A 25,607-nucleotide genomic window follows, 5' to 3' on the forward strand; every position below is an offset into this window, starting at 1 on the left:
GATGACCCACCGCATTCTGATCCTCGGCGGAACCACGGAGGCCCGGCAGCTGGCCGGAAAACTGGCGGCGCACGCCTCGGTCACTCTGTCGCTGGCCGGGCGCACCGAAAGCCCGGCTGCGCAAGGCGTGCCGGTGCGAACCGGAGGGTTTGGCGGCCCCGATGGACTGGCTGCCTATCTCGGGGAGACGCGCACCGACCTGCTGATCGACGCCACCCATCCCTACGCAGCGCGAATCTCGGCCAATGCCGCGCAAGCCGCGCGCCTGGCCGGTGTGCCTATTTTGGCCCTGCGGCGGCCGGGTTGGGAGCCTGTCGAAGGCGACCGCTGGACGCAGGTCGATACAATAGCCGATGCCGTGCAAGCGCTGGGTTCCGCCTCTCGTTGCGCTTTCCTGGCGCTTGGCCGACAAGAGGTTGCCGCTTTCGAAGCAGCGCCCCAGCATCATTATCTCATCCGCAGCGTCGATCCGGTCGAGCCGAAGCTCTCCGTTCCCGATGCTCACTATCTTTTGGCCCGGGGGCCGTTCCGCGAGGCGGAAGAACGCGCGCTGCTCGAAGAGCATCGCATCGACATCGTAGTGTCCAAGAACAGCGGCGGCGACGCGACCTATGGCAAGATCGCCGCCGCGCGAGCACTTGGCATCGAGGTGGTCATGGTCCGCAGGCCGGCCCTGCCGGATGTCCCGTCGGCTGAAACCGTCGAAGCGCTGGCCGCCATTGTCAACCAGTTCGGGGCCGATCATCTGATCTGCCCCGTGGACGAGCGCGGCGTGTAGACCAGCGCGGGTCTGTCGTCGCGCTTGATGATCCTGGTTTCAGGCGAGCCGATGATGATGCAGGTCGCCATGTCGGCTTTTTGCGCGTCGACATCGGCCAGTAGGAACACGTCGATGCGCTCGTCCGGACGGCCGGCGGCGCGGCCGAAAATGACCGGCGTGGTGCCGGGCAGGATCGCGGTCAGGCATTCGAAGGCGCGGCCAAGCTGCCACGGGCGCGCCTTGCTGATCGGATTGTAGAGCGCGATGACGAAGCCGGCACCGGCCGCCGCCAGCAGGCGCAGCTCGATCAGTTCCCACGGCTTCAGATTGTCGGACAGCGAAATGGCGCAGAAATCATGGCCGAGCGGCGCGCCGATGCGGGCGGCAACGGCGAGCATGGCGGTGATGCCGGGCACCACGGCGACATCGACCGCACGCCATTCAGCCGGGCCGGCCTCGATCGCCTCGCAGACGGCAGCCGCCATGGCGAAGACGCCGGGATCGCCACCCGAAACGACGGCGACGTCATGGCCTTCGGCGGCTTTGGTCAGGGCGTCCTTGGAGCGGGCGAGTTCCTCGCGGTTGTCGGAGGCAACGCGAGTCTGGTCCGGGCGCAATTCGAGCCGGTCGAGATAGGGCTTATAGCCGTAGAAGTACGCTGCCTGCGCCACGGCGCGGCTGGCCTCAGGCGTCACCTGATCGGCGTTGCCGGGCCCGAGCCCGATGACGGTGAGACGGCCGCTCATGCCTGCGCTCCCAAGGCGCCGGGTCGGCCGGACCAGCCGGCGACCAGCACGATGGCAAAATAAGGCGCCCTGTCGTCCTGCTTTTCGGCAAGTCGCATCGAGACGCTGCCGGCCATGGTGCCGCGCTCGACATAGACGGCGCGCGTCAGCTTGCCGGTTGCCTCCAGGGCCCGCCTGATCTTGGGCAGGTTGCGGCCGACTTTCATGATGACGGCGGCGTCGGTGTCGGCCAGCCGGCGGGTGAGCTCGAACTCGCTCATCGTGCCCGGCAGCACCGTCAGCACATCGTCGCCCTGGACGATCGGCAGGCCGGTCGCCGACCAGCAGCCGGACATGGCGGTGACGCCGGGAATGACTTCGGTGGGGAAACGATGGGCGAGGCGCACATGCAGGTGCATGTAGGAGCCGTAGAACAGCGGATCGCCCTCGGACAGCACGGCAACCATCCTGCCTGCTTCAAGGTGTTCGGCGACCTTCTCGGCCGATTCCTCGTAGAAACCGGCGATCTGCGAACGGTAGTCGTCGTGATCCTTGTCGATTTCGGTGGTGAGGGGATAGAGCAGCGGCAGTTCCGTCATGCCTGGGCGAAATTGCGCTTCGACGATGGCGCGCGCGTTGCTGTTGTTGCCGCGCTTGGCGAAATACGCCACGACATCGGCCTCGGCCAAGGCCCGTGCAGCCTTGAGCGTCAACAGTTCGGGGTCGCCGGGACCGGTGCCGACGCCGACGAGACGGCCTTTGGAGAGCGTGTTCACAGGCCAGGCCTCGCCAGGGCGTTGAGTGCGGCGGCAGTCATGGCGCTGCCGCCAAGCCGGCCGCGCACGATGGCATAGGGCACGCCATAGGAATTGCCGGCCAGCGCATCCTTGGATTCGGCCGCGCCGACGAAGCCGACCGGCATGCCGATGATCGCTGCCGGCCTCGGCGCACCATCGCGCAGTTTTTCCAGCAAATAGAAGAGCGCGGTCGGCGCATTACCGATGGCGACCACCGAACCGGCCATGCGCTCGCCCCAAAGGTCGATGGCGGCCGCGGAGCGCGTATTGCCGATCTTCCCGGCGATTTCGTGCGTGCGCGGGTCGCGCAAGGTGCAGATCACTTCGTTGCCGGCCGGCAGTCTGGCGCGGGTGACCCCATGCGAGACCATCTCGGCGTCGCAGAAGATCGGCGCACCAGCCGAAAGTGCCGTGCGCGCGGCGGCAACGAAATCCGTCGAAAAGACAAAATGGCTGGCAGCTTCGACCTGGCCGCAGGCATGGATCATGCGGACGGCGACATCGGCCTCTGCTTCGGAGAAGTGCGACAGGTCGGCCTCGGCGCGAATGATGGCGAAGGAGCGCTCGTAGATCGCCGTGCCGTCGTGGATGTAGTCGTAGGCGGCCATGCTCATTCCTGTTGGTAAGCCTCGGCGATGCCGGCCGCGCCAAGCCTTGTCAGGCAAGCGGCGGCTGTTTCGCCGGGAAATCGTGCGCTGCGGATCGCCGCCGCGACGCGGCCGATGCCGCGCGCGGCGTCATAGCCCGGCCTGTAGCCGGCAGGAAGGCCCTTTGCCGTCGCGTTCACGACAAGTCCGGCTCCGTTTTCGCCGCCGACCAGGGTAAGCGCTGCTTTGCCCGGATGGGCGCAGCCCTTGGCGCAGCCGGAAATGTGCAAGGTGAAGTCGAGGATGTCGGCATTTTCAGCGGCAATCGTCTCGGCAATGTCGCGCGTGGCGATCCGGCCGGAGGCGCAGGCCGGCGTGCCGGGACAAGCGGCGATGCGTGTGCGCGGATCGGCGGCGTCGGTGACGAAGCCGAGGGTGGCGGCGGTGTCCTGAAGGAGTTGGTTGGCGGCCGCCGGCTGACCGAGGAAGAGCAGGGCGCGGCCGGGGGCGAGGCGGATTTCCGACGTGCCGAGGGCGCTCTGGGCAAGGCCGATGATCTTGTCTGCCGGCATGCTGCCATGGGGCAGGCCGATGCCGAGGGCGGTATTGGGGGCGGCCAGGTTGAAAGTTCCGATGGGAGAGCGAGTCGATGGCGCAGGATAGCGATCCTGCCCACCCCCCTCTGTCCTGCCGGACATCTCCCCCGCAAAGGGGGAGATCGGCAGTTCTGCCGCCGGCTCTCCTTTTGCACGCTGAGTGATTGCTGCAACGCCTACGATTAGTGAAAGCGGAGATGAGAGCGCAATCTCCCCCCTTGCGGGGGAGATGTCCGGCAGGACAGAGGGGGGTGGGACGGAGTGCCAACTTGAAAGAGAAGCTAGCTGCCTCTCGGTCAAATCCCTCGCATGCGCCTCACGGCCCTTCTCGGCAATCATCCTGAGCACGGCAACGGCAATTTCGCGTGCAGCATCGTCTTCCACCGTAGCCAGCGGCCTCGCATTCCGCCCATCGCCCGCGACAGACACCAGCCACCGAACTCCCGCATCGGTGCGCGTCGCAGCAAGCCGCACATCGGCCGTCACCGAATCCAGACGAAGCTGCCCGCCGCCGTCGACAACGACCGAAACCTTCGGGCCGAGCCGTTGCGTGAGTCCGGCTTCGTCGACCGCTGCCCTGATCCGTTCAGCCAGCGGCCGGGGATCGCCAATCTCCTGCGGATCGATGCCGGCCAGCGGCCCGGTCTCGACCGGCACGCCGGTGCGCACCGCGATATCAAGCGCATCGACTTCCGTTGCCAGCAGTGGCGCGCTTTCCGGTGTCAGGCCGCGTATCTGCAAACTGCCGCGCGCGGTGACTTCCATGATGCCGTTGCCGTGCCGCAGGGCGGATTCGGCGAGTGCGATCAAAAGCTTTGGTGACAATCCTCCAGAAGATGGGCCTCCAGCAACCGGGTTGAGCCGCACCAACAGGCCATCGCCGGTCCGCATGGGGGCTTCCAGGGCCGGGCAGGCGCCGCGACGCGAGAAGGCGTTCATGCCGCAACCCCCAGCGCTTCAGCCTCGGCAATCAGCGCGGCGAGATCGTCGTCGATGGAATTGCGCAAGGGATGCCAGAGCCCGCGCCGCCGCGCCGACTGGAAGCGCTCGGCGATGACTTTGCCGGCGGCAGGGTTCTCGCGCAGGATGAAGGCGCGCACCAGGGGATCGCCGAGATAGGCATCGTGCACGGCTTCGATCAGCGAGCCTGATATTGCGAGGGTGGTTTCGGCAAAGCCGACCAGACGGTCTACGGTTTCAGCGAATTCGGAGGCGCCGCGCGGGCCGTGGCGCATCTGCCCTGATATGAAGCGGGCATTGACGGCGCGGGCCCGTACGACGCGGGCCACCGCATCACCAAGCGAACGCGGCTTCGGCTTTTGCGGATCGGTGGTGTCGAGCACGATGACATCGGCATTCCTGCCAAGCACCGCAAGTGCTGCCGAAAATCCGCCGATGAAGGCAACGTCGGCGGAGCCTTCGAGGATATCGCGGCCGGGATCGTCGCCGGTGTGGACGAGGAGATCGGCTTCGGCGATGCGTCCTTCGAAGGCGCCGGGTGCTAAGACGCCTTCGCCCTCGGCGCCGCCATAGGCATGCGAGGTGGCGTCGAGATAGGCGCGGCCGATCTCTTCACGCGCTGCCCAGTCGCCGCTCGACAGCAAGTCCTCGACACCGGCGCCGTAGGTGCCGGGCGAGGTGCCGAAGATGCGCGGGCTGATCTTGCCATCCGTGCGTGTCTTGGCCGCGAGCGGGTTTTCCGAATCCTCCTCATCGCGGGCGGCAACCGCGTTGGCGGCGGCATCGATCAGCGCGATCTGGGTCGGGAACATGTCGCGGAACAGGCCCGAAATGCGCCAGGTGACGTCGACGCGCGGGCGGCCGAGAGCAGCCGGCGGCAGCACCTCGATGCCGGTGATGCGGCCGGTCGCGGCATCCCATTGCGGCCGGCAGCCCATCAGGGCCAGGCCTTGCGCGATCTCCTCGCCGCCGGTGCGCAGCGAGGCCGAGCCCCAGAGATCGATGACCAGCGAACGCGGCCAGTCGCCATGCGACTGCATATAGCCGCGCACCACTTCTTCCGCTGCCGCCTTGCCGAGGTCATAGGCGGTCGGCGTCGGCATGGTGCGCGGGTCCGACGTGAACAGGTTGCGGCCGGTGGGCAGAACATCGGAGCGTCCGCGCGCCGGCGCTCCTGCCGGGCCGGCCTTGACGTGACGGCCATCGAGCGCTGCGAGCAGCGCCGCCTTCTCGGCTGCCGCGCTTTGACGCCGCATGGCGTCAAGCTCGTCCTCGGAGGCGCGGCCGTAGATATGCAGCCCGTCCTTGATGGCGAAATCCTTGAGGTCGCAGAGCCATGCGTCGATGCGGCGCAGCGCCTCGTCGGGCGCGTCGGTCTTGGCGACGCCCGCTTCGGAGGCGAGGCCGGTCTTCTGGGCGGTGTCGACGATCAGCTTTGCCAGACGGTCGCGGCGGCGGCGGTCGAGCCCATCGGCCTGGGCATATTCGTCGACCAGCCGTTCGAGCTTGTGCTGGTCCTCATCGAGGCCGGCGCCGGTCAGCGGCGGCGGCAGATGGCCAAGAGTGACGGCGGCTATGCGCCGCTTGGCCTGCGCGGCTTCGCCGGGGTTGGAGACGATGAAGGGATAGATCACGGGCAAGGGGCCGGTGACGATCTCGGGAAAGCAGTTTTGGCTGAGCGCAACCGTCTTGCCGGGCAGCCATTCCAGCGTGCCGTGGGCGCCGACATGGACAAGCGCATGAACGCCGAGCGACTTGCGCAGCCACAGGCCGAAGGCAATCAGCGCATGGCGCGGCGGCAGCGACGGGTCGTGATAATCGGCGCGCCGATCCACCGAGCGACCGCGGTCAGGAGCAAGTGCCACGGTGACGTTGCCGAAGTTGGCGGCGCGGAAGGGGAATTTTGCGATGGCAGGCGCTTGAACACCCCCCTCTGTCCTACCGGACATCTCCCCCTCAAGGGGGGAGATTGCGCTCTCATCTCTGCCTTCGCCAATCGCCATAGTCGCAGAAGTGGACGGCGTCCTGAAGCTGCCAATCTCCCCCCTTGAGGGGGAGATGTCCGGCAGGACAGAGGGGGGCGCCTCGCACAAGCCGGTATCGTCTTCCACCTTCCCCCAGGCGGCTTCTACGGCAGCTATCGCCGCCCTCGGCAGTTCGGTCGAGAAGACGAGATAGTCCTCCAGCCCCAGCCCGTCCTCACTGCGCTCCAGCAAATCCAGCAGCTCACGTGGCGTTTGCGGAATCCCCCCAACGGCATAGCCTTGTTCCTTGAGGTCATGCAGCATCGCCAGCACGCTGGACGGCACGTCGAGGCCGACGGCATAGCCGGTGCGGCCGGGCGCGCTCGGGTAATCGGGGATCAGGATGGCGAGCTTGCGTTCGGCGCGGGGCGTTTCTTGCAGCTTGATGAAGGCCGCGACGCGGTCCGCGACTTGCGCCACTCGATCCCGCTCCGGCCGGTTGGCGAAGGCGCGGTGACCAAGTGCGGGATCGACCTCGGTCTCGCCCTTGAAGGAAATGGCGCCGGCAAGGATGCGGCCGTCGAGTTCGGGCAGCACGACATGCATTGCAAGGTCGGCGGGTGCCAACCCGCGCTGGTTGTTTTCCCAGATATCGCGGCGGGTGGTGGCGACGATGACCTGGAACACCGGTACGCCGGCACGATCGAACAGGGTTTCGACGCCGGGTTCGGCGCCGGACGCGAAGGCGGTCGCGGTGACGATGGCGGTGGGTTTGAGCGCGGCCAGTGCGGTTTCGACGAATGCCAGCGAAGCCGGGTCCTTGAGGCTCGAGACGAAGATGGGGACCGGCGTCATACCGCGCTGGTTCAGCGCTTTGAAAAGGGCGTCGATCGGCGCGACATCGGCGGCCAGCAGCATCGAGCGGTAGAACAGGATGGGGATCACAGGCGCGGCATTTCCCTCAAGGGGGAGAGGGACGACCCCGCGGCCCGGCTCATAGTAGCCAGCCTTTGGTACCGCGACCGGCATCGAAATTGTTGCTTCAGACCCAGCCAGCCGCGCCAGCTTCTGCACCAGCGCGCCCATATTGGCTGGACCGCCCTCGCGAAAATAGTCGAGCAGGCCGTCGAGTTCCTCGCGCGGCAGCGTCGAGGCTTCGATCAGGCGCAGATCCTCGTCGCGGCATTCGCCGGGCAGCAGCGCCAGTTTTATGCCGCGTGCGCGTGCGGTCGAGGCAAGCTGGTCGCAGCCGTAGCGCCACCAGTCATAGCCGCCGAGGATGCGCACGAGAATGACCTTGGCGTGGCGGGCGACGCTGTCGACCCAAAGGTCTACGGACATCGGATGGCGCAGGTCACGCAGGGCCGCCAGCCGCATCGAGGGCAGGCGGCCGGCATCGGCCTTCCACGCCGCCGCCAGCCCGGCAAGATCGCTGTCGGTGAAGGACAGGGCCACGATATCCGCGGGCGTCTGCCGCAGATCGACTGGCTCGGCGAGATCGTCGAGCGAGGCGGAAGTCGTGGTGAGGATGTGCATCGCGGCCCGTGGTTTGCGTCAGCCGGCGAGTATACGCTCGATCGCCGGGCGGTTCAGCCCCTTCAGGCCGATGACCACGAGACGCGAGCGGCGATCATCGGCGGCCGTCCAGGCGCGGTCGTAGTAGTGATTGACGCGCGGCCCCACGGCCTGCAGCAAGAGCCGCATCGGCTTGCCGCCGACCTCGACGAAGCCTTTCACGCGCAGCACGTTTTCTTCCTCGGCGGCGGTGGCGACGCGCTTTGCCAGTTCGTCCGGATTGGCGATCGAGGCAATGTCGATGACGAAAGAGTCGAAGTCGTCGTGCTCGTGGTCGAGCTCGTCGTCGTGATGGGTCTTGCGGTTCTCGATGTCGTCCTCGACTGCAAGGCCAAGACCGAGCAGCACCGAAGGATCGACCTTGCCCTGAGACGTCGGCACGATCTTCACGGCGCGGGCGATGTGCTCGTTGATGATGGCATTGGCGCGGGCGGAGCCGGCGGTGTCCATCAGGTCGCTCTTCGACAGGATGATCAGGTCGGCGCAGGCGATCTGGTCCTCGAACACTTCCTCGACGGGATCGTCGTGATCGAGCGTCGTGTCCTGGGCGCGTTGTGCCTGAAGTGCGTCCATGTCATTGGCGACGCGGCCCTCGGCGAGTGCGGGACCGTCGACGACGGCGATGACACCATCGACCGTCACGCGGCTCTTCACCGTCGGCCACTGAAAAGCCTGGACCAGTGGCTTGGGCAGAGCGAGGCCCGAGGTCTCGATCAGGATGTGGTCGACCTTCGGCGACAGCGACAGGATCTGGTCGAGCGCCGGCACGAAATCGTCGGCAACGGTGCAGCAGATGCAGCCATTGGCCAGTTCGACGATGTTTTCCTCCGGACACGTGTCGATGCCGCAGCCCTTCAGGATCTCGCCGTCGATGCCGATGTCGCCGAACTCATTGACGATGATGGCGATCCGCTTGCCGCCGGCGTTTTCGAGGAGATGGCGGATCAGCGTCGTCTTGCCGGCGCCGAGGAAGCCGGTGACGACGGTGCAGGGGACGCGGGAGACGGAAGCGGTCATGATCAGTCCTTCAGCAGGTCGAGGGGAGGGATGCGGGCAACGAGGCCGCGCTTGAGGCTATCGGGACGGCCGCGCCATGGGATCAGGCCGTCGGTCGAGGTGGCGAAAAGTTTTGCCCCAGTGACGAGGTCGGCGCCGCTGGTTGCGGTCAGGTCGCCGAAGACGTAGCTCCAGCAACCATCCCGCAGGATGGCGGCACTGAGCCGGCGCTTGCAATTGCCGAGGCATTCGACGCTGTGGACGCGGATGTCTTCGCCAGATGCGGCGCGGCGCGTGTCGTCGGCAAGCAGTTCGCCGGCGCGAGGATGGGCATCGGAACCGGTTTCATCGCGACAGGAGGCACAGACGATGACGGTCACGCCGGCAATGGCATCGCTCTCGCCGGACGAATTGTCCGCTGTGCCAGCGGAAAAACTGCTGTCGTGGTCCAAAAATCGGGCTCCTTGCCCGGAAACCCGCCGGGCGATCGGATTCTACAGTCGCAGACGGCAGGTCTCCTGGCTCGCGGGTCATCGCCTTGGGTAGCCGCCTTCCCGGGATCATCCCAGTGGCTTTCGGCCTTGGCTCTTCGCTTACAGTTGCGGGGACAGCCGCGGATTTGAAATCGGAATTTCGCACCGCATTCCCTCTTGGCTCCTCTCGTTGAAGAGAGGAGACCGTCTGGACCGGATTTAGGCTTTTGCGGGCGGCGGTGTCAACGTGGGCTTACGACACGGTCAGGTCGGCCAGCGCCGGACCCAAATCACCGGCTGGTGTCACTTCTATACGTTCAAGGCCAAGCCAGCCTTGCATCTGCTTCAGTTCATCGAAGAGTTCTGCGGCGGTTTCAGGCGGCGCGCCGGGCTCGGCGTAAGCAGCATGGACCCGCAGCACGCCAGCCGGCCGGTCAGCCTTGAGATCGACGCGCGCCACGAACCGGTCGCCGAGCAGGAACGGCAGGACGTAGTAGCCGTATTGTCGCTTTTCGGCCGGGGTGTAGATCTCGATGCGGTAGTGGAAATCGAACAGCCGCTCGGTGCGCGACCGCTCGAAGACGACCGGGTCGAACGGCGCCAGCAGGGCGCGGGCCTCGATTTTGCGTGGCAGACGGGCGTCTTTATGAAGGTAAGCCGGCTTGTCCCAGCCTTCGACACGCACCGGCAACAACTCGCCGAGTTCGACCAGTTCCTCCAACCGACCCTTCATGTCGGCTGGGGATAGGCGGAAATAGTCGCGCAGGTCGCCTGACGTCGCGATGCCGTGGGCGCGGGCCGAGATGCGCAGCAATTCGCGGTGCGCGTCCTCGGCGGCCGGCACCGGCAGGTCGAGGATCGCCTGCGGCAGCACGCGTTCCGGCAGATCGTAGAACCGCTCGAAACCGCGGCGGTGGGCCGTGGTGATGCGCCCGGCCCAGAACAGCCATTCGAAGGCATGCTTGGCATGGCTCCAGCCCCACCAGCCGCCCGAGCCTTTCTGGCCTTCGAGCGCGGAAGCGGCGATCGGACCGCGATCGGCGACCTCGCGGTAGATCTGTTCGATGTAGCCAGCGTGCTCGCGGCCCCATTTGGCGAGGCCGAGATACATTTCATCGCCGCGCTCGGCCCGCTGCATGCGCCAGCGCATCAGCGGGTATGTCTCGACCGGCAGGAAGGAGGCCTCGTGCGCCCAGTATTCGAACACCGTGCGCTTGCGCGTCACGGCCGCGTTGTCGAGCAAGGCGAGCGGGTAGGGGCCAAGGCGCGAATAGAGCGGCATATAGTGAGCGCGCACCACTGCACTGACGGAATCGATCTGCAGCAGGCCGGTGCGGGCCAGGACGCGGGCGAAATGGCGGCGGTCGGGCGTACCGGCAGGGCGGGGATCGAGAAACCCCTGGGCGGCGAGCGCGATGCGCCGGGCCATGGCAAGCGAGATCTTTTCCTTCATTCGGATGGGACTCTGAGGATGTTAGCTGACGTTTTGGCTGGTGATTCCGGCCCATGCTATCAGGGTTTTGGCGGCAACCATGTCAGGAGACAAAAGTGGAGTAAAAAGCGAAGGAAATCAAACAGGAGCGGATCGGACCAGTTTCCTCGGATATGCCGTCCAGCACCGCGTTTTGAACAAGGTTTGACTTGCTTCGCTGGAAGTGCTGCGCTAACCCTCGCCGCGTTGCAGCATAGGCCCTTAAAACGGTTCAGCGGTTAAACTGTCACGCTTCCGCATTAGGGTCCGGTGCTGTAATCAACGTGGATTGGCGCCAACGGAAAGCCGAGCATGAACGTACTTCTAGGTTCATACCTGCCCATCGTCCTGTTCATCGGCGTGGCACTGGTCGTCGGGCTGGCGCTGCTGGCCGCCCCCTTCCTGGTCGCCTACCGCAATCCCGATCCCGAAAAGCTTTCCGCCTACGAGTGCGGTTTCAACTCGTTCGACGACGCCCGCATGAAATTCGACATCCGTTTCTACCTGGTGTCGATCCTGTTCATCATCTTCGACCTGGAAGTGGCCTTCCTGTTTCCGTGGGCGGTGTCATTCTCGAAGATCGGCATGCTCGGCTTCTGGTCGATGATGGTCTTTCTGGCGGTGCTGACCATCGGCTTTGCCTATGAATGGAAAAAAGGAGCGCTGGAATGGGATTGAACGACAGTTCCGGCACGCTCGTCGCGCCGAAGCCCAAGGGCCTGATCGATCCCAACACCGGCAGGCCGGTGGGGTCCGACGATCCTTTCTTCCTCGAGATCAACAACGAATTGGCCGACAAGGGCTTTCTCGTCACCTCGACTGAGGCGCTGATCACCTGGGCGCGCAGCGGTTCGCTGATGTTCATGACGTTCGGCCTCGCCTGCTGCGCGGTCGAGATGATCCACACTTCGATGCCGCGCTACGATTCGGAGCGGTTCGGCGTTGCGCCGCGCGCATCTCCGCGCCAGTCCGACATCATGATCGTCGCCGGCACGCTGACCAACAAGATGGCGCCGGCGCTGCGCAAGGTCTACGACCAGATGCCGGAGCCGCGCTACGTCATCTCGATGGGCTCCTGCGCCAATGGCGGCGGCTACTACCACTATTCCTATTCGGTGGTGCGCGGCTGCGACCGCGTCGTGCCGGTCGACATCTATGTGCCCGGCTGCCCGCCGAGCGCCGAAGCGCTGCTTTACGGCATTCTTCTCCTGCAGAAGAAGATCCGCCGCACCGGCACGATCGAACGGTAAATCCATGACCGCATCCCTGAGCGAACTGTCGACCTATCTCGGCGAGAAGCTGATCGGCCGCGTCAATGACGCGGCGATTGCGTATGGCGAACTCACCGTTCATGTCGAGCCCCGCCATCTGGTCGAGGTGATGACCTTCCTGCGCGACGATGCGCGCTGCCAGTTCATCTCGATCATCGACGTCTGCGGCGCCGACTATCCGTCGCGGGCCAAGCGCTTCGACGTCGTCTATCACCTGCTGTCGCCGAAGCAGAACGTGCGCATCCGCGTTAAGGTCCAGGCCGACGAGGAGACGATGGTGCCGTCGATCACCGGGGTCTATCCCGGCGCCGACTGGTTCGAGCGCGAGACCTACGATCTCTATGGCGTGCTGTTCTCCGGACATCCCGACCTGCGGCGCCTGTTGACCGATTACGGCTTCGAAGGCCATCCGCTGCGCAAGGATTTCCCGCTGACCGGCTTCGTCGAGGTCCGCTACGACGACGAGGCCAAGCGGGTCATCTACGAGCCGGTCGAGCTCAAGCAAGAATTCCGCAATTTCGATTTTCTCTCGCCATGGGAAGGGACGGATTACGTCCTGCCGGGCGATGAAAAAGCCAAGACGAATTGAGGCGCCAGAATGGCTGAAACCTCCGTCCGCAACTTCAACATCAATTTCGGCCCGCAACACCCCGCGGCGCACGGCGTTTTGCGCCTCGTGCTCGAGCTGGACGGCGAGGTTGTCGATCGCGTCGATCCGCACATCGGGCTGCTGCATCGCGGCACCGAAAAGCTGATCGAGGCCAAGACCTATCTGCAGGCGATCCCCTATCTCGACCGGCTCGACTATTGCGCGCCGATGAACCAGGAGCACGCCTTCGCGCTGGCGGCCGAGCGCCTGCTCGGCATCGATGTGCCGAAGCGCGGCCAGCTGATCCGCGTGCTCTACTGCGAGATCGGCCGCATCATGTCGCACATCCTCAATGTGACGACGCAGGCGATGGACGTCGGCGCGCTGACGCCGCCCCTGTGGGGCTTCGTCGAGCGCGAAAAGCTGATGGTGTTCTATGAGCGCGCCTCCGGCTCGCGCATGCATGCCGCCTATTTCCGCCCCGGCGGCGTCCACCAGGACCTGCCGCAGAAGCTGGTCGAGGATATCGGCAAGTGGATCGATCCATTCCTGAAGTCGATCGACGACCTCGATCAGTTGCTCACCGGCAACCGCATCTTCAAGCAGCGCAATGTCGACATCGGCGTCGTCTCGCTGGCCGATGCCTGGGCCTGGGGCTTTTCGGGCGTGATGATACGTGGTTCGGGCGCGCCCTGGGACCTGCGCAAGTCGCAGCCCTATGAATGCTATTCGGAAATGGATTTCGACATTCCGATCGGCAAGAATGGCGACTGTTTCGACCGCTACCTCGTGCGCATGGAAGAAATGCGCCAGTCGGCGAAGATCATGCGCCAGTGCGTCGACCTTTTGCTCGGCAAGGAGAGCACCGGCCCGGTGTCGAACCTCGACGGCAAGGTGGTGCCGCCGAAGCGCCAGGCGATGAAGCGCTCGATGGAAGCGCTGATCCACCACTTCAAGCTCTACACCGAGGGCTACCGCGTGCCGGCCGGCGAGGTCTATGCGGCGGTCGAAGCGCCGAAGGGCGAATTCGGCGTGTATCTGGTCTCCGACGGCTCCAACAAGCCCTACCGCTGCAAGCTGCGCGCGCCCGGATTCGCGCATTTGCAGGCGATGGATTTCCTCTGCCGCGGCCACATGCTGGCCGACGTCACCGCCGTTCTCGGCTCCCTCGACATCGTGTTTGGTGAGGTCGATCGCTAAATGTCAGTCCGCCGTCTCGCAGAAGCCAGCGTCCAGCCAGCGTCCTTCGCCTTCAACCGGGCGAATGCGGCGGCGGCGAAGCAATGGCTCAAGAAATACCCCAAGGGCCGCGAACAGTCGGCCATCATTCCGCTTTTGATGCTGGCGCAGGAGCAGGAAGGCTGGGTGACGAAGGCGGCGATCGAGACGATTTCGGACATGCTCGGCATGCCCCGTATCAGGGGGCTGGAAGTAGCCACCTTCTACACGCAATACCAGCTGAGCCCGGTCGGTACCCGCGCCCATATCCAGGTCTGCGGCACCACGCCCTGCATGCTGCGCGGCTCGGAAGCGCTGATGGATGTGTGCCGCTCCAGGATCCATCACGACCAGTTCCATACCAACGACAAGGGCACCTTGTCATGGGAAGAGGTCGAGTGCCTTGGTGCCTGTGTCAACGCGCCGATGGTGATGATCTTCAAGGATACGTTCGAGGATTTGACGCCCGAGCGGCTGGCCGAAATCATCGATCTTTATGACGCCGGCAAGGGCGCTTCAGTGACGCCCGGACCACAGGACGGCCGCACCGGCTCGGAGCCGGCCTCCGGCCTCACGACCCTGAAGAGCGAAAAGGCGATCCTTAAGTCGACCCGCGACAGGGAAGCCAGGGAGGCAACCAAGGCCGCGAAGGCGGCGCCCGACGCGATAATCGCCACGGTCGCGCCCGCTGCCGCTCCTGTCGCACCGTCCAATGCCAGCAAGCCGAAGACCGATGCCCCTGAAACCAGTCCGGCCTTGAAGACGCCTTCAAAGACCAAGGTCGCGCCGGCAGCTGAAAGAGCGGCGAGCGTTTCGGCCCCGCCGCATTCGGCCGCCAATGCCAACAAGGCGGCCCCCGAGGTCGAGCAGGTTTCCAAGCAGCGCAACGGTCCGAGGACCAAGGCCGAGCCGGCAGCCGCCTTCAAGGCGCCGGAGGTCAAGGTGCTAGCCGCGAAGGCTGACAAGCCGGCCAAGCCGTCGCTCGAGGACAAGAACCGCCCGGCCGGCATCGACAGGCCAGCGCTGGTCGACGACCTCAAGTTGATTTCCGGTGTCGGCCCGAAGATCGAGGGCGTCCTGCATTCGCTTGGTATTTTCACCTTCACGCAAGTTGCCTCCTGGAAGAAGGCGGAGCGCGAGTGGGTGGACGGCTATCTCGCTTTCCACGGCCGCATCGATCGCGACGACTGGGTCAAGCAGGCAAAGGCGCTCGCCAAGGGTGGCGTCGCCGAATACATCCGAGTCTTCGGCAAGAAGCCGGTCTGAGGGACGAAAAATGCTTCAGGACAAAGACCGCATCTTCAACAACATCTACGGCCTCTTCGATAAGTCGCTGGCCGGCGCGATGGCGCGCGGCGCGTGGGACAACACGCCCGGCATCGTCGCCAAGGGGCGCGAGTGGATCGTCAACGAGATGAAGGCATCCGGCCTGCGCGGGCGCGGCGGCGCCGGCTTTCCGACGGGTCTGAAATGGTCGTTCATGCCCAAGCAGAGCGACGGCCGGCCGAGCTACCTCGTCATCAATGCCGACGAATCCGAGCCCGGCACCTGCAAGGATCGCGACATCCTGCGCAATGACCCGCACACGCTGGTCGAAGGCGCGCTGCTCGCCGGCTTCGCCATGGGTGCGATTGCCGCCTACATCTATGTTCGCGGCGAGTTCATCCGCGAGCGCGAGGCGCTGCAGCGGGCGATCGACGAGGCTTACGAAGCCAAGCTGATCGGCAAGAACAACACGTCGGGGTACGACTTCGACATCTACATGCACCATGGCGCCGGCGCCTATATCTGCGGCGAGGAGACGGCGCTGCTCGAAAGCCTCGAAGGCAAGAAGGGCCAGCCGCGGCTGAAGCCGCCATTTCCGGCCAATGTCGGCTTGTATGGTTGCCCAACAACCGTGAACAATGTCGAATCGATCGCCGTTGCGCCGACCATCCTGCGCCGCGGTGCCGCCTGGTTCTCGTCCTTCGGCCGGCCCAACAATGTCGGCACCAAGCTGTTTTGCGTCTCCGGCCACGTTAACAACCCGTGCACGGTCGAAGAGGCGATGTCGATCCCGTTCCGCGAGCTGATCGAGACGCATTGCGGCGGCATTCGCGGCGGCTGGGACAATCTCCTGGCGGTCATTCCGGGCGGCGCCTCGGTGCCGCTGGTGCCGGCCGAGCAGATCATCGACACGCCGATGGATTTCGACGCGTTGCGCGACCTCAAATCCGGCCTCGGCACGGCGGCTGTCATCGTCATGGACAAGTCGACCGATATCGTGAAGGCGATCGCGCGGCTTTCCTACTTCTACAAGCACGAGAGCTGCGGCCAGTGCACGCCGTGCCGTGAAGGCACCGGCTGGATGTGGCGGGTGATGGAACGGCTGGTGCGCGGCGAAGCGCAGAAGCGCGAGATCGACATGCTGCTCGACGTCACCAAGCAGGTCGAGGGCCACACGATCTGCGCACTGGGCGATGCGGCGGCATGGCCGATCCAGGGCCTGATGCGGCATTTCCGCGGCGAGGTGGAACGCCGGATCGACGAGTTTTCGCGCAATGCGCACCGGGCCGAGCCGGTGATGGTGGCGGCGGAATAGAGACTTTGTGATTGCGGGCGAAAGCCCGAAGCGAGATACGGGCAAGTGCCCGATTTAAGACAACCGGGGCGGGCGAACGAAGAAACGACCAGGAGATATCTATGGCGCCGTATTCGACACCCTACTCATTGATGCCCAATTTGGACCAGTTCGAGAAGATGAACCAGGATCTAACCAGGATGATGCCGAAGGAGATGGCGAGCGCCGTCAACCTTCTCGCGCACCCTGTTGCGGGTGCCGCGGCGATGTCGGCGCTCGGCATCGGGCTGGCGAACCACGCCTTCGGCGTCTGGCTGGGCGCACTCTCGGGGGCTGCCGAAGCCTCGCAACGACTGCTGCAGCCGATCGTCGATGATTTCGAGGCGCGCAGCGAGCGTTTTTCGGAGACGAAAAAGAGCGCTTCCAAGGCTGCCCGCGCGGCGACCAAGACCTTGATCGCCGAAGCGCAATCCTTCGCACAGGACGTGACTGACATGGTTGCGAGGGAGGCGGCCGACGCAGTGCCTGTCGCCGATGCCGCCCCGGCCGCAGACCCGGCTCCGGCCGGATTGATGCCGGAGGATTTCAGGCAGCCGAAGGCTATGGACAAGCCGGCGCAGCCTTCGGACCTCAAGGCGATATCGGGCATCGGTCCGAAGCTGGAGAAGGTTCTCAACGGCTTGGGCATCTGGACATATGACCAGATCGCGGCCTGGGCGCCGGAAGAGGTTGCCTGGGTCGAGGACTATTTGTCGCTCGCCGGCCGCATCGTCCGTGACGATTGGATTGCCCAGGCGGCGGCACTCGCCGTCGGGAAATGATTGAATGCCGGATACGGTTTCGACCGTGCCCGGGACAAGAGATTGCGGGAAATCCGCAGGGGTTTGAGGCGAATGGCAAAGCTCAAGGTCGACGGGAAAGAGATCACTGTACCCGACCACTACACGCTGCTGCAGGCGGCGGAAGACGCTGGCGCGGAAGTGCCGCGTTTCTGCTTCCATGAGCGGCTGTCGATCGCCGGCAATTGCCGCATGTGCCTGATCGAGGTGAAGGGCGGGCCGCCCAAGCCGCAGGCCTCCTGCGCCATGGGCGTGCGCGACCTGCGCCCCGGCCCGAATGGCGAGCCGCCGGAAATCTTCACCAACACGCCAATGGTCAAGAAGGCCCGCGAAGGCGTGATGGAATTCCTGCTGATCAACCATCCGCTGGATTGCCCGATCTGCGACCAGGGCGGCGAATGCGACCTGCAGGACCAGGCGATGGCCTTCGGCGTCGATTCCTCGCGCTATCACGAGAACAAGCGCGCGGTCGAAGACAAGTATATCGGCCCGCTGGTCAAGACGGTGATGAACCGCTGCATCCATTGCACGCGATGTGTCCGCTTCACCACCGAAGTCGCCGGCATTTCCGAACTCGGCCTGATCGGTCGTGGCGAGGACGCCGAGATCACCACCTATCTCGAACAGGCGATGACCTCGGAGCTGCAGGGCAATGTCATCGACCTTTGCCCGGTCGGCGCGCTGACTTCGAAGCCGTTCGCCTTCCAGGCGCGGCCGTGGGAGCTGACCAAGACCGAATCCATCGACGTGATGGACGCCGTCGGCTCGGCGATCCGCGTCGACAGCCGCGGCCGCGAAGTGATGCGCATCCTGCCGCGCGTCAACGAGCAGGTGAACGAGGAGTGGATCTCCGACAAGACCCGCTTCATCTGGGACGGTCTGCGCACGCAGCGCCTCGACCGCCCCTATGTGCGCAAAGATGGCAGGCTGGCACCGGCCAGCTGGGCCGAGGCTTTCGCCGCGATCAAGGATGCGGTGTCGAAGGCGGCACCCGAAAAGATCGGCGCCATTGCAGGCGATCTGGCCGCGGTCGAGGAAATCTACGCGCTGAAGCTGCTGATGGCTTCGCTCGGTTCGAAGAACACCGACTGCCGTCAGGACGGCGCGGCACTTGACCCGGCGCTCGGTCGGGCCAGCTATATCTTCAACCCGACCATCGAGGGCATCGAGCAGGCCGACGCGGTGCTGATCATCGGCGCAAATCCGCGCTATGAGGCCTCGGTGCTGAACGCCCGCATCCGCAAGCGTTGGCGGATCGGCAATCTGCCGGTCGGCGTCATCGGCGATGTCGGCGACACGCGCTACGACTACGAACAGCTGGGCGCCGGACCGGATTCGCTGAAGGATCTGGCCGACGGCAACGGCAAGTTCTTCCAGACGCTGAAGAAGGCGACGCATCCGCTGATCATCGTCGGCCAGGGTGCGCTGGCGCGCGCCGATGGTGCGGCCGTGCTCGGCCAGGCGGCAAAGCTCGCCGCCGCCGTCAACGCCGCTAGGGCGGACTGGAACGGCTTTGCCGTGCTGCACAATGCGGCCGGTCGCGTCGGCGGCCTCGATCTCGGCTTCGTGCCGGGCGAGGGCGGCAAGAACGTCGCCGGGATGCTGGGTGAGATGGAACTGCTGTTCCTGCTTGGCGCCGACGAGATCGACATGGCCAAGACCGGCGGCGCTTTCGTCGTCTATATCGGCACGCATGGCGACCAGGGCGCGCACCGCGCCAATGTCATCCTGCCGGCGGCAGCCTACACCGAAAAATCGGCCACCTATGTCAACACCGAAGGCCGCGTGCAGCAGACCAACCGCGCCGGCTTCGCGCCGGGCGATGCGCGCGATGACTGGGCGATCCTGCGGGCGCTGTCGGATGTGCTGGGCAAGAAGCTGCCGTTCGATTCGCTGCCGCAGCTGCGTGCGAAGCTCTATGGCGAATTCCCGCATCTGGCCCGCATCGATCAGGTCGCAGCCGGCAATGCCGAGGACATCGCCAAGGTGGCGAAGCTCGGCGGGCGGCTGAACAAGGGCACCTTCACCTCGCCGGTCACGGACTTCTACCTGACCAATCCGATCGCGCGGGCATCGGCCGTGATGGCGGAATGCTCGGCACTGGCCAAGAGCGGCTTCAAGCAGGCGGCGGAATAAGCATGGACACTTTCTTCTCCTTCTACGTGCTGCCGGCGCTGCTGATCCTTCTCAAGTCGGTCGTGCTGATCGTCGTGCTTTTGATCTTCGTCGCCTACATCCTCTACGCCGACCGCAAGATCTGGGCGGCGGTCCAACTGCGCCGCGGCCCGAACGTCGTCGGTCCCTGGGGCACGCTGCAGGCCTTCGCCGATCTTTTGAAGTTCGTCTTCAAGGAACCGGTCATCCCGTCGGGCGCCAACAAGGGCGTTTTTCTCCTGGCGCCGCTGGTTTCTGCCGTGCTGGCGATCTCGGCCTGGGCGGTCATTCCGGTCAACCAGGGTTGGGCGATCGCCAACGTCAATGTCGGCATCCTCTATGTGTTCGCCATTTCCTCGCTCGAGGTCTATGGCGTGATCATGGGCGGCTGGGCGTCCAACTCGAAATATCCGTTCCTCGGCGCGCTGCGTTCGGCCGCGCAGATGGTGTCCTATGAAGTCTCGATCGGCTTCGTCATCGTCACCGTGCTTTTGTGCGCCGGTTCGCTCAACCTGTCCGACATCGTCCTGTCGCAGCAGGATGGGCTGGGCACCAAGCTCGGCCTGCCCAACACCTTCCTCGACTGGCACTGGCTGTCGCTGTTCCCGATGTTCGTCATCTTCTTCATCTCGGCGCTGGCCGAGACGAACCGGCCACCCTTCGACCTGGTGGAAGCCGAATCGGAACTGGTCGCCGGCCACATGGTGGAATACTCGTCGACGCCATTCCTGCTGTTTTTCCTCGGTGAGTATGTCGCCATCGTGCTGATGTGCGCGCTGGCCACCATCCTGTTCCTCGGCGGCTGGCTGCCGCCCTTCGACTTCGCGCCGTTCACCTGGGTGCCGGGCGTCATCTGGTTCGTGCTGAAAGTCTGCTTCGTGTTCTTCGGCATCTCCATGGTGAAGGCCTTCGTGCCGCGCTACCGGTACGACCAGTTGATGCGGCTCGGCTGGAAGGTGTTCCTGCCGATCTCGCTGTTCATGGTGGTCGCCACCGCCGCCTTCCTCAAGATCACGGGGTTTGCGTGATGTCTGCTCTGTCCCAAGCCGCAAAATCGCTGCTGCTGCAGGATTTCGTCAGCGCTTTCTTCCTGTCGATGCGCCAGTTCTTCGCACCGAAGGAGACGATCAACTATCCGCATGAGAAGGGGCCGACCAGCCCCCGCTTCCGTGGCGAGCATGCGCTGCGCCGCTATCCCAACGGCGAGGAACGCTGCATTGCCTGCAAGCTGTGCGAGGCGATCTGCCCGGCGCAAGCGATCACCATCGAGGCCGGCCCGCGCCGCAATGACGGCACGCGCCGCACGGTGCGTTACGACATCGACATGGTGAAATGCATCTATTGCGGCTTCTGCCAGGAAGCCTGCCCGGTCGACGCCATCGTCGAAGGGCCCAATTTCGAATTCGCGACCGAGACGCGCGAAGAGCTCTACTACGACAAGGACAAGCTTTTGGCGAATGGCGACCGGTGGGAGCGCGAACTGGCGCGCAACATCTCGCTGGACTCGCCGTATCGCTGATATTTGACGCATGGACGGGGCGAGGGGCCTCGTCTAAGGACAACGCGACTTGGGAACCGGAGGCGGTACCAAGCCACAGAAGCGGACAGGGCGAGAGCCGGTCCGGACAGGAACCCGGGGGAACCCCATGCTGAGTGGACTAGAGGCGGCCTTTTTCTACCTCTTCGCCTTTGTCGCGGTGGCGTCGGCGTTCATGGTCATTTCGTCGCGCAACCCCGTTCATTCGGTGCTGTTCCTGATTCTGACCTTCTTCAACGCGGCCGGCCTGTTCATGCTGACCGGCGCCGAGTTCCTGGCGATGATCCTGCTCGTCGTCTATGTCGGCGCGGTCATGGTGCTGTTCCTGTTCGTCGTCATGATGCTCGACGTCGATTTCGCCGAGATGAAGGAAGGCGCATTGCAGTATGCGCCGATCGGCGCGCTGGTCGGGCTGATCCTGGCGGCGGAGCTGATTGTCGTGTTGGGTGGCTACACATTCGCACCGCAGCTCGCCTCGACGGTCTCCAAGCCCATTCCGGACCTCGCCACGCGCTCGAACACGGCAGCACTCGGCGACATCCTCTATACGGACTACCTCTACTACTTCCAGATCGCCGGCCTCGTGCTCTTGGTCGCCATGATCGGCGCCATCGTCTTGACGCTGCGCCATAAGGAAGGGGTCAAGCGGCAGTCGATCGCAGCCCAGGTCGGCCGCACCGCGGCGACCGGCATGGAAATCCGCAAGGTCAAGTCGGGCGAAGGAGTCTGAGATGGTCGTCGGCATCGCACATTATCTGACCGTATCGGCGATCCTGTTCACGCTCGGCGTGTTCGGCATCTTTTTGAACCGCAGGAACGTCATCGTCATCCTGATGTCGATCGAGCTGATCCTGCTCGCGGTCAACATCAACTTCGTCGCTTTCTCCGCCGCACTTGGCGATCTCGTCGGCCAGGTGTTCGCGCTGTTCGTGCTGACGGTCGCGGCGGCCGAGGCTGCCATCGGACTTGCCATTCTCGTCGTCTTCTTCCGCAACCGCGGCTCGATCGCGGTCGAAGACGTGAACATGATGAAGGGTTGACGGAACCACCATGTATCAGGCCATCGTCTTCCTTCCCCTGCTCGGCTTCCTGATCGTCGGCCTGTTCGGCACGTCGCTCGGCGCCAAGGCATCCGAATACATCACCTCAGGCTTCCTGGTGATCGCTGCGGTGCTGTCGTGGGTTGCCTTCTTCACCGTCGGCTTTGGCCATGGCGAGGTGTTCACCGTTCCAGTGCTGCGCTGGATCCAGTCGGGCGGATTGGAGGCGTCCTGGGCACTCCGGATCGATACGCTGACGGTGGTGATGCTGGTCGTGGTCAACACGGTGTCGGCGCTGGTCCACATCTACTCGATCGGCTACATGCACCACGATCCGAACCGGCCGCGCTTCTTCGCCTATCTGTCGCTGTTCACCTTCGCCATGCTGATGCTGGTGACCGCCGACAATCTGGTGCAGATGTTCTTCGGTTGGGAAGGGGTGGGTCTCGCGTCCTACCTGCTGATCGGCTTCTGGTACAAGAAGCCCTCGGCCAATGCCGCCGCCATCAAGGCCTTCGTCGTCAACCGCGTCGGCGATTTCGGCTTCGCGCTCGGCATTTTCGGCGTGTTCGTGCTGTTCGGCTCGGTCAATCTGGGCACCATCTTCGCCAATGCGGCGACGTTCATTCCCGCTGAAGGCGCGCCGCAAGGTGCCGCCGTGCTGACCTTCCTAGGCTATGCGCTCGACAAGCAGTCGGCAATGACGATCGTCTGCCTGCTGCTGTTCATGGGTGCCATGGGCAAGTCGGCGCAGGTGCCGCTGCACACCTGGTTGCCGGACGCCATGGAGGGCCCGACGCCGGTGTCGGCACTCATCCACGCCGCCACCATGGTGACGGCGGGCGTGTTCATGCTTGCGCGGTTGTCGCCGCTGTTCGAACTGTCGCATTCGGCACTGACGGTCGTGACCTTCATCGGCGCCTTCACCGCCTTCTTCGCGGCGACGGTCGGCCTCGTCCAGAACGACATCAAGCGCGTCATCGCCTATTCGACCTGCTCGCAACTCGGCTACATGTTCGTGGCGCTGGGCGTCGGCGCCTACGGTGCCGCGATCTTCCACCTGTTCACGCATGCCTTCTTCAAGGCGCTGCTGTTCCTCGGCTCGGGCTCGGTCATCCACGCCGTCTCCGACGAGCAGGACATGCGCAACATGGGCGGCCTGCGCAAGCTGATCCCGACCACCTACTGGATGATGGTGATCGGCACGCTGGCGTTGACCGGTGTCGGCATTCCGGTGACGGTCATCGGCACCGCCGGTTTCTTCTCCAAGGACGCCATCATCGAGGCCGCTTTTGCCGGCCATAATTCGGTCGCCGGCCTCGCATTCGTGCTTTTGGTCATCGCCGCCTGCTTCACCGCCTTCTACTCCTGGCGGCTGGTCTTCATGACCTTCCATGGCGAGCCGCGCGCGAGCCATGAGGTGATGCACCACGTCCATGAATCGCCGCCGGTGATGCTGGTGCCGCTGTTCATCCTGGCCGCTGGCGCGCTGTTCGCCGGCATCATCTTCCACGGCGCCTTCATCGGCGAGGGCTATGCCGAGTTCTGGAAGGCATCACTGTTCACGCTGCCGGAAAACCACATCCTGCACGAAATCCACGAACTGCCGCTGTGGGTCGAGCTCTCGCCGTTCATCGCCATGCTGATCGGCTTCGCGCTGGCCTGGAAGTTCTACATCCGCTCACCGGAATTGCCGCGAAGCGTCGCCGCCAACCATCGCTTGCTCTACGCCTTCCTGCTCAACAAGTGGTATTTCGACGAGCTTTACGACTTCCTGTTCGTGCGGCCGGCCAAGCGACTCGGTCATTTCCTGTGGAAGACCGGCGACGGCACCATCATCGACGGTCTTGGTCCTGACGGCATCTCGGCGCGCGTCGTCGATGTCACCGACCGCGTCGTCAAGCTGCAGACCGGCTACCTCTACCACTATGCCTTCGCCATGCTGATCGGCGTTGCCGCACTCGTCACCTGGATGATGCTCTGATGACCGCCTGGCCAATCCTCTCGCTGGTCACCTTCCTGCCGCTGGTTGGTGTGCTGCTCATCCTGTTCATCAATGATGACAGTGAAAACGCGCGCCGCAACATCCGCGCCATCGCGCTGTTGACGACGACGTTCACGTTTATCATCTCGCTGTTCATCTGGACCGGTTTCGACAATTCGCAAGCCGGCTTCCAGTTCGTCGAGAAGGTTGCCTGGCTCGACTCCGGCATCTCCTACCATATGGGCGTCGACGGCATTTCGATGCTGTTCGTCATCCTGACGACGTTCCTGATGCCGCTCTGCATCCTGGCTTCGTGGGAAGCAATCGAGAAGCGCGTCAAGGCCTACATGATCGCCTTCCTGCTGCTCGAAACGCTGATGATCGGCGTGTTCTGCGCGCTGGACATCGTGCTGTTCTACGTCTTCTTCGAGGCGGGCCTGATCCCGATGTTCATCATCATCGGCGTCTGGGGCGGCAAGAGGCGCGTCTATGCCTCGTTCAAGTTCTTCCTCTACACGCTGGCCGGCTCGGTGCTGATGCTGCTCGCCATCATGGCGATGTTCTATCAGTCCGGCACCACCGACATCCCGACGCTTTTGACGCACAATTTCCCGGCCAACATGCAGACCTGGCTGTGGCTCGCCTTCTTCGCTTCCTTCGCGGTGAAGATGCCGATGTGGCCGGTGCACACCTGGCTGCCTGACGCGCATGTCGAAGCACCGACGGCAGGCTCGGTGATCCTGGCCGCAATCCTGCTCAAGATGGGCGGGTACGGCTTCCTGCGCTTCTCGCTGCCGATGTTCCCGCTGGCGTCGGAAATGTTCGCGCCGCTGGTGTTCACACTGTCGGTCGTCGCCATCATCTACACCTCGTTGGTGGCGCTGATGCAGGAGGACATGAAGAAGCTGATCGCCTATTCCTCGGTCGCCCATATGGGCTTCGTCACCATGGGCATCTTCGCCATGAACCAGGAAGGCGTGCAGGGCGCGATCTTCCAGATGCTCAGCCACGGGCTCGTCTCGGGCGCCCTGTTCCTGTGCGTCGGCGTCATCTACGACCGCATGCACACGCGTGAGATCGCCGCCTATGGCGGGCTGGTCAACAACATGCCGAAATACGCCACCGTGTTCATGGTCTTCACCATGGCCAATGTCGGCCTGCCCGGCACCAGCGGCTTCGTCGGCGAGTTCCTGACCATGCTCGGCGTGTTCCGGGTGAACACCTGGGTGGCGTTCTTCGCCGCGACCGGCGTCATCCTGTCGGCAGCCTATGCGCTGTGGCTCTACCGCCGGGTGATCTTCGGCGCTCTGACCAAGGACAGCCTGAAGGGCCTGCTCGATCTGTCGCCACGCGAGAAGGCGATCATCTACCCGCTGGTGGTGCTGGTCATCTTCTTCGGCGTCTATCCGGCACCCGTCTTCGACGCGACGGCCCAATCGGTCAAGTCGCTCGTCACCAATGTCACTGCATCCATCGGCGCCGCGCAAACCGCGGCGGCGAACTAACCCAAG

The 25,607-nt window shown here is 64.4% G+C and carries 23 protein-coding genes and 1 riboswitch; of the genes, 15 read left to right on the forward strand and 8 right to left on the reverse strand.

Annotated features, from left to right (window positions below):
- The first annotated feature begins 1 nt into the window (after window position 1).
- The gene (locus HNQ71_RS15490) at window positions 2–778 is read left to right on the forward strand and encodes a cobalt-precorrin-6A reductase (RefSeq protein ID WP_184873450.1); all 777 of its coding nucleotides are present in this window, start codon (window positions 2–4) and stop codon (window positions 776–778) included.
- Here HNQ71_RS15490 and HNQ71_RS15495 read toward each other — a convergent pair.
- The 8 genes from HNQ71_RS15495 to HNQ71_RS15530 form a co-directional block, all read right to left on the reverse strand.
- Window positions 742–1,506 carry a precorrin-3B C(17)-methyltransferase gene (locus HNQ71_RS15495; RefSeq protein WP_184873451.1) on the reverse strand — a complete coding sequence of 255 codons (765 nt, stop codon included), beginning with the start codon at window positions 1,504–1,506 and terminating at the stop codon, window positions 742–744. The two genes, HNQ71_RS15490 and HNQ71_RS15495, sit on opposite strands and share 37 nt — an antisense overlap.
- The gene (locus HNQ71_RS15500) at window positions 1,503–2,261 is read right to left on the reverse strand and encodes a precorrin-2 C(20)-methyltransferase (RefSeq protein ID WP_184873452.1); all 759 of its coding nucleotides are present in this window, start codon (window positions 2,259–2,261) and stop codon (window positions 1,503–1,505) included. Before HNQ71_RS15500 ends, HNQ71_RS15495 begins: the two co-directional genes overlap by 4 nt.
- The gene (locus HNQ71_RS15505) at window positions 2,258–2,890 is read right to left on the reverse strand and encodes a precorrin-8X methylmutase (RefSeq protein ID WP_184873453.1); all 633 of its coding nucleotides are present in this window, start codon (window positions 2,888–2,890) and stop codon (window positions 2,258–2,260) included. The genes HNQ71_RS15500 and HNQ71_RS15505 overlap by 4 nt, the downstream gene beginning before the upstream one ends.
- Before the next feature lie 2 nt (window positions 2,891–2,892).
- Window positions 2,893–4,404, reverse strand: coding sequence for a precorrin-3B synthase (cobG, locus tag HNQ71_RS15510; protein WP_184873454.1), 1,512 nt, complete (start codon window positions 4,402–4,404; stop codon window positions 2,893–2,895).
- A complete protein-coding gene (gene cobN / locus HNQ71_RS15515; protein ID WP_184873455.1) occupies window positions 4,401–7,925 on the reverse strand; it encodes a cobaltochelatase subunit CobN in 3,525 nt (1,174 codons plus the stop codon). Before cobN ends, cobG begins: the two co-directional genes overlap by 4 nt.
- Window positions 7,926–7,943: 18 nt before the next feature.
- Complete coding sequence (gene cobW / locus HNQ71_RS15520; protein ID WP_184873456.1) at window positions 7,944–8,981, reverse strand: cobalamin biosynthesis protein CobW; 1,038 nt, start codon at window positions 8,979–8,981, stop codon at window positions 7,944–7,946.
- 2 nt (window positions 8,982–8,983) lie between these two features.
- Window positions 8,984–9,412, reverse strand: a complete 429-nt coding sequence (locus HNQ71_RS15525) for a DUF1636 family protein (RefSeq protein WP_184873457.1) — start codon at window positions 9,410–9,412, stop codon at window positions 8,984–8,986.
- A 39-nt stretch (window positions 9,413–9,451) separates the two neighbouring features.
- A riboswitch (cobalamin riboswitch) is annotated at window positions 9,452–9,657 on the reverse strand.
- A 29-nt stretch (window positions 9,658–9,686) separates the two neighbouring features.
- Window positions 9,687–10,886 carry a winged helix-turn-helix domain-containing protein gene (locus tag HNQ71_RS15530; RefSeq protein WP_184873458.1) on the reverse strand — a complete coding sequence of 400 codons (1,200 nt, stop codon included), beginning with the start codon at window positions 10,884–10,886 and terminating at the stop codon, window positions 9,687–9,689.
- 330 nt (window positions 10,887–11,216) lie between these two features.
- Between HNQ71_RS15530 and HNQ71_RS15535 the strand changes: the two genes are divergently transcribed.
- The 14 genes from HNQ71_RS15535 (at window position 11,217) to HNQ71_RS15600 (ending at window position 25,601) form a co-directional block, all read left to right on the forward strand.
- The gene (locus HNQ71_RS15535; protein ID WP_184873459.1) at window positions 11,217–11,582 is read left to right on the forward strand and encodes an NADH-quinone oxidoreductase subunit A; all 366 of its coding nucleotides are present in this window, start codon (window positions 11,217–11,219) and stop codon (window positions 11,580–11,582) included.
- Window positions 11,573–12,154 (forward strand): NuoB/complex I 20 kDa subunit family protein, encoded by a 582-nt coding sequence (locus HNQ71_RS15540; RefSeq protein ID WP_095087216.1) that lies wholly within the window; start codon window positions 11,573–11,575, stop codon window positions 12,152–12,154. Before HNQ71_RS15535 ends, HNQ71_RS15540 begins: the two co-directional genes overlap by 10 nt.
- A gap of 4 nt (window positions 12,155–12,158) precedes the next feature.
- Complete coding sequence (locus HNQ71_RS15545; protein WP_184873460.1) at window positions 12,159–12,764, forward strand: NADH-quinone oxidoreductase subunit C; 606 nt, start codon at window positions 12,159–12,161, stop codon at window positions 12,762–12,764.
- A 9-nt stretch (window positions 12,765–12,773) separates the two neighbouring features.
- On the forward strand, window positions 12,774–13,964 hold the full coding sequence (locus HNQ71_RS15550; protein ID WP_184873461.1) for an NADH-quinone oxidoreductase subunit D: 1,191 nt from the start codon (window positions 12,774–12,776) through the stop codon (window positions 13,962–13,964).
- Entirely contained in the window at window positions 13,965–15,248 is a 1,284-nt protein-coding gene (locus HNQ71_RS15555; protein WP_184873462.1) for an NADH-quinone oxidoreductase subunit E, read from the forward strand.
- 10 nt (window positions 15,249–15,258) lie between these two features.
- Complete coding sequence (nuoF, locus tag HNQ71_RS15560; protein ID WP_095087224.1) at window positions 15,259–16,563, forward strand: NADH-quinone oxidoreductase subunit NuoF; 1,305 nt, start codon at window positions 15,259–15,261, stop codon at window positions 16,561–16,563.
- 101 nt (window positions 16,564–16,664) lie between these two features.
- Window positions 16,665–17,363, forward strand: a complete 699-nt coding sequence (locus HNQ71_RS15565; RefSeq protein ID WP_184873463.1) for an NADH-ubiquinone dehydrogenase — start codon at window positions 16,665–16,667, stop codon at window positions 17,361–17,363.
- A gap of 72 nt (window positions 17,364–17,435) precedes the next feature.
- On the forward strand, window positions 17,436–19,517 hold the full coding sequence (gene nuoG / locus HNQ71_RS15570) for an NADH-quinone oxidoreductase subunit NuoG (RefSeq protein ID WP_184873464.1): 2,082 nt from the start codon (window positions 17,436–17,438) through the stop codon (window positions 19,515–19,517).
- A gap of 2 nt (window positions 19,518–19,519) precedes the next feature.
- Window positions 19,520–20,563 carry an NADH-quinone oxidoreductase subunit NuoH gene (nuoH, locus tag HNQ71_RS15575; RefSeq protein WP_095087231.1) on the forward strand — a complete coding sequence of 348 codons (1,044 nt, stop codon included), beginning with the start codon at window positions 19,520–19,522 and terminating at the stop codon, window positions 20,561–20,563.
- Complete coding sequence (nuoI, locus tag HNQ71_RS15580) at window positions 20,563–21,054, forward strand: NADH-quinone oxidoreductase subunit NuoI (RefSeq protein ID WP_023812382.1); 492 nt, start codon at window positions 20,563–20,565, stop codon at window positions 21,052–21,054. The genes nuoH and nuoI overlap by 1 nt, the downstream gene beginning before the upstream one ends.
- A gap of 127 nt (window positions 21,055–21,181) precedes the next feature.
- A complete protein-coding gene (locus HNQ71_RS15585) occupies window positions 21,182–21,802 on the forward strand; it encodes an NADH-quinone oxidoreductase subunit J (RefSeq protein ID WP_095087233.1) in 621 nt (206 codons plus the stop codon).
- A 1-nt stretch (window position 21,803) separates the two neighbouring features.
- The gene (gene nuoK, locus HNQ71_RS15590) at window positions 21,804–22,112 is read left to right on the forward strand and encodes an NADH-quinone oxidoreductase subunit NuoK (protein ID WP_023676620.1); all 309 of its coding nucleotides are present in this window, start codon (window positions 21,804–21,806) and stop codon (window positions 22,110–22,112) included.
- A gap of 10 nt (window positions 22,113–22,122) precedes the next feature.
- Window positions 22,123–24,096 (forward strand): NADH-quinone oxidoreductase subunit L, encoded by a 1,974-nt coding sequence (gene nuoL, locus HNQ71_RS15595; RefSeq protein WP_184873465.1) that lies wholly within the window; start codon window positions 22,123–22,125, stop codon window positions 24,094–24,096.
- A complete protein-coding gene (locus HNQ71_RS15600; protein WP_184873466.1) occupies window positions 24,096–25,601 on the forward strand; it encodes an NADH-quinone oxidoreductase subunit M in 1,506 nt (501 codons plus the stop codon). The genes nuoL and HNQ71_RS15600 overlap by 1 nt, the downstream gene beginning before the upstream one ends.
- The last annotated feature ends 6 nt before the right edge of the window (window positions 25,602–25,607 follow it).

It is taken from the genome of Mesorhizobium sangaii (assembly GCF_014207355.1).
In the GTDB taxonomy this organism is placed as follows: Bacteria; Pseudomonadota; Alphaproteobacteria; order Rhizobiales; family Rhizobiaceae; genus Mesorhizobium; species Mesorhizobium sangaii.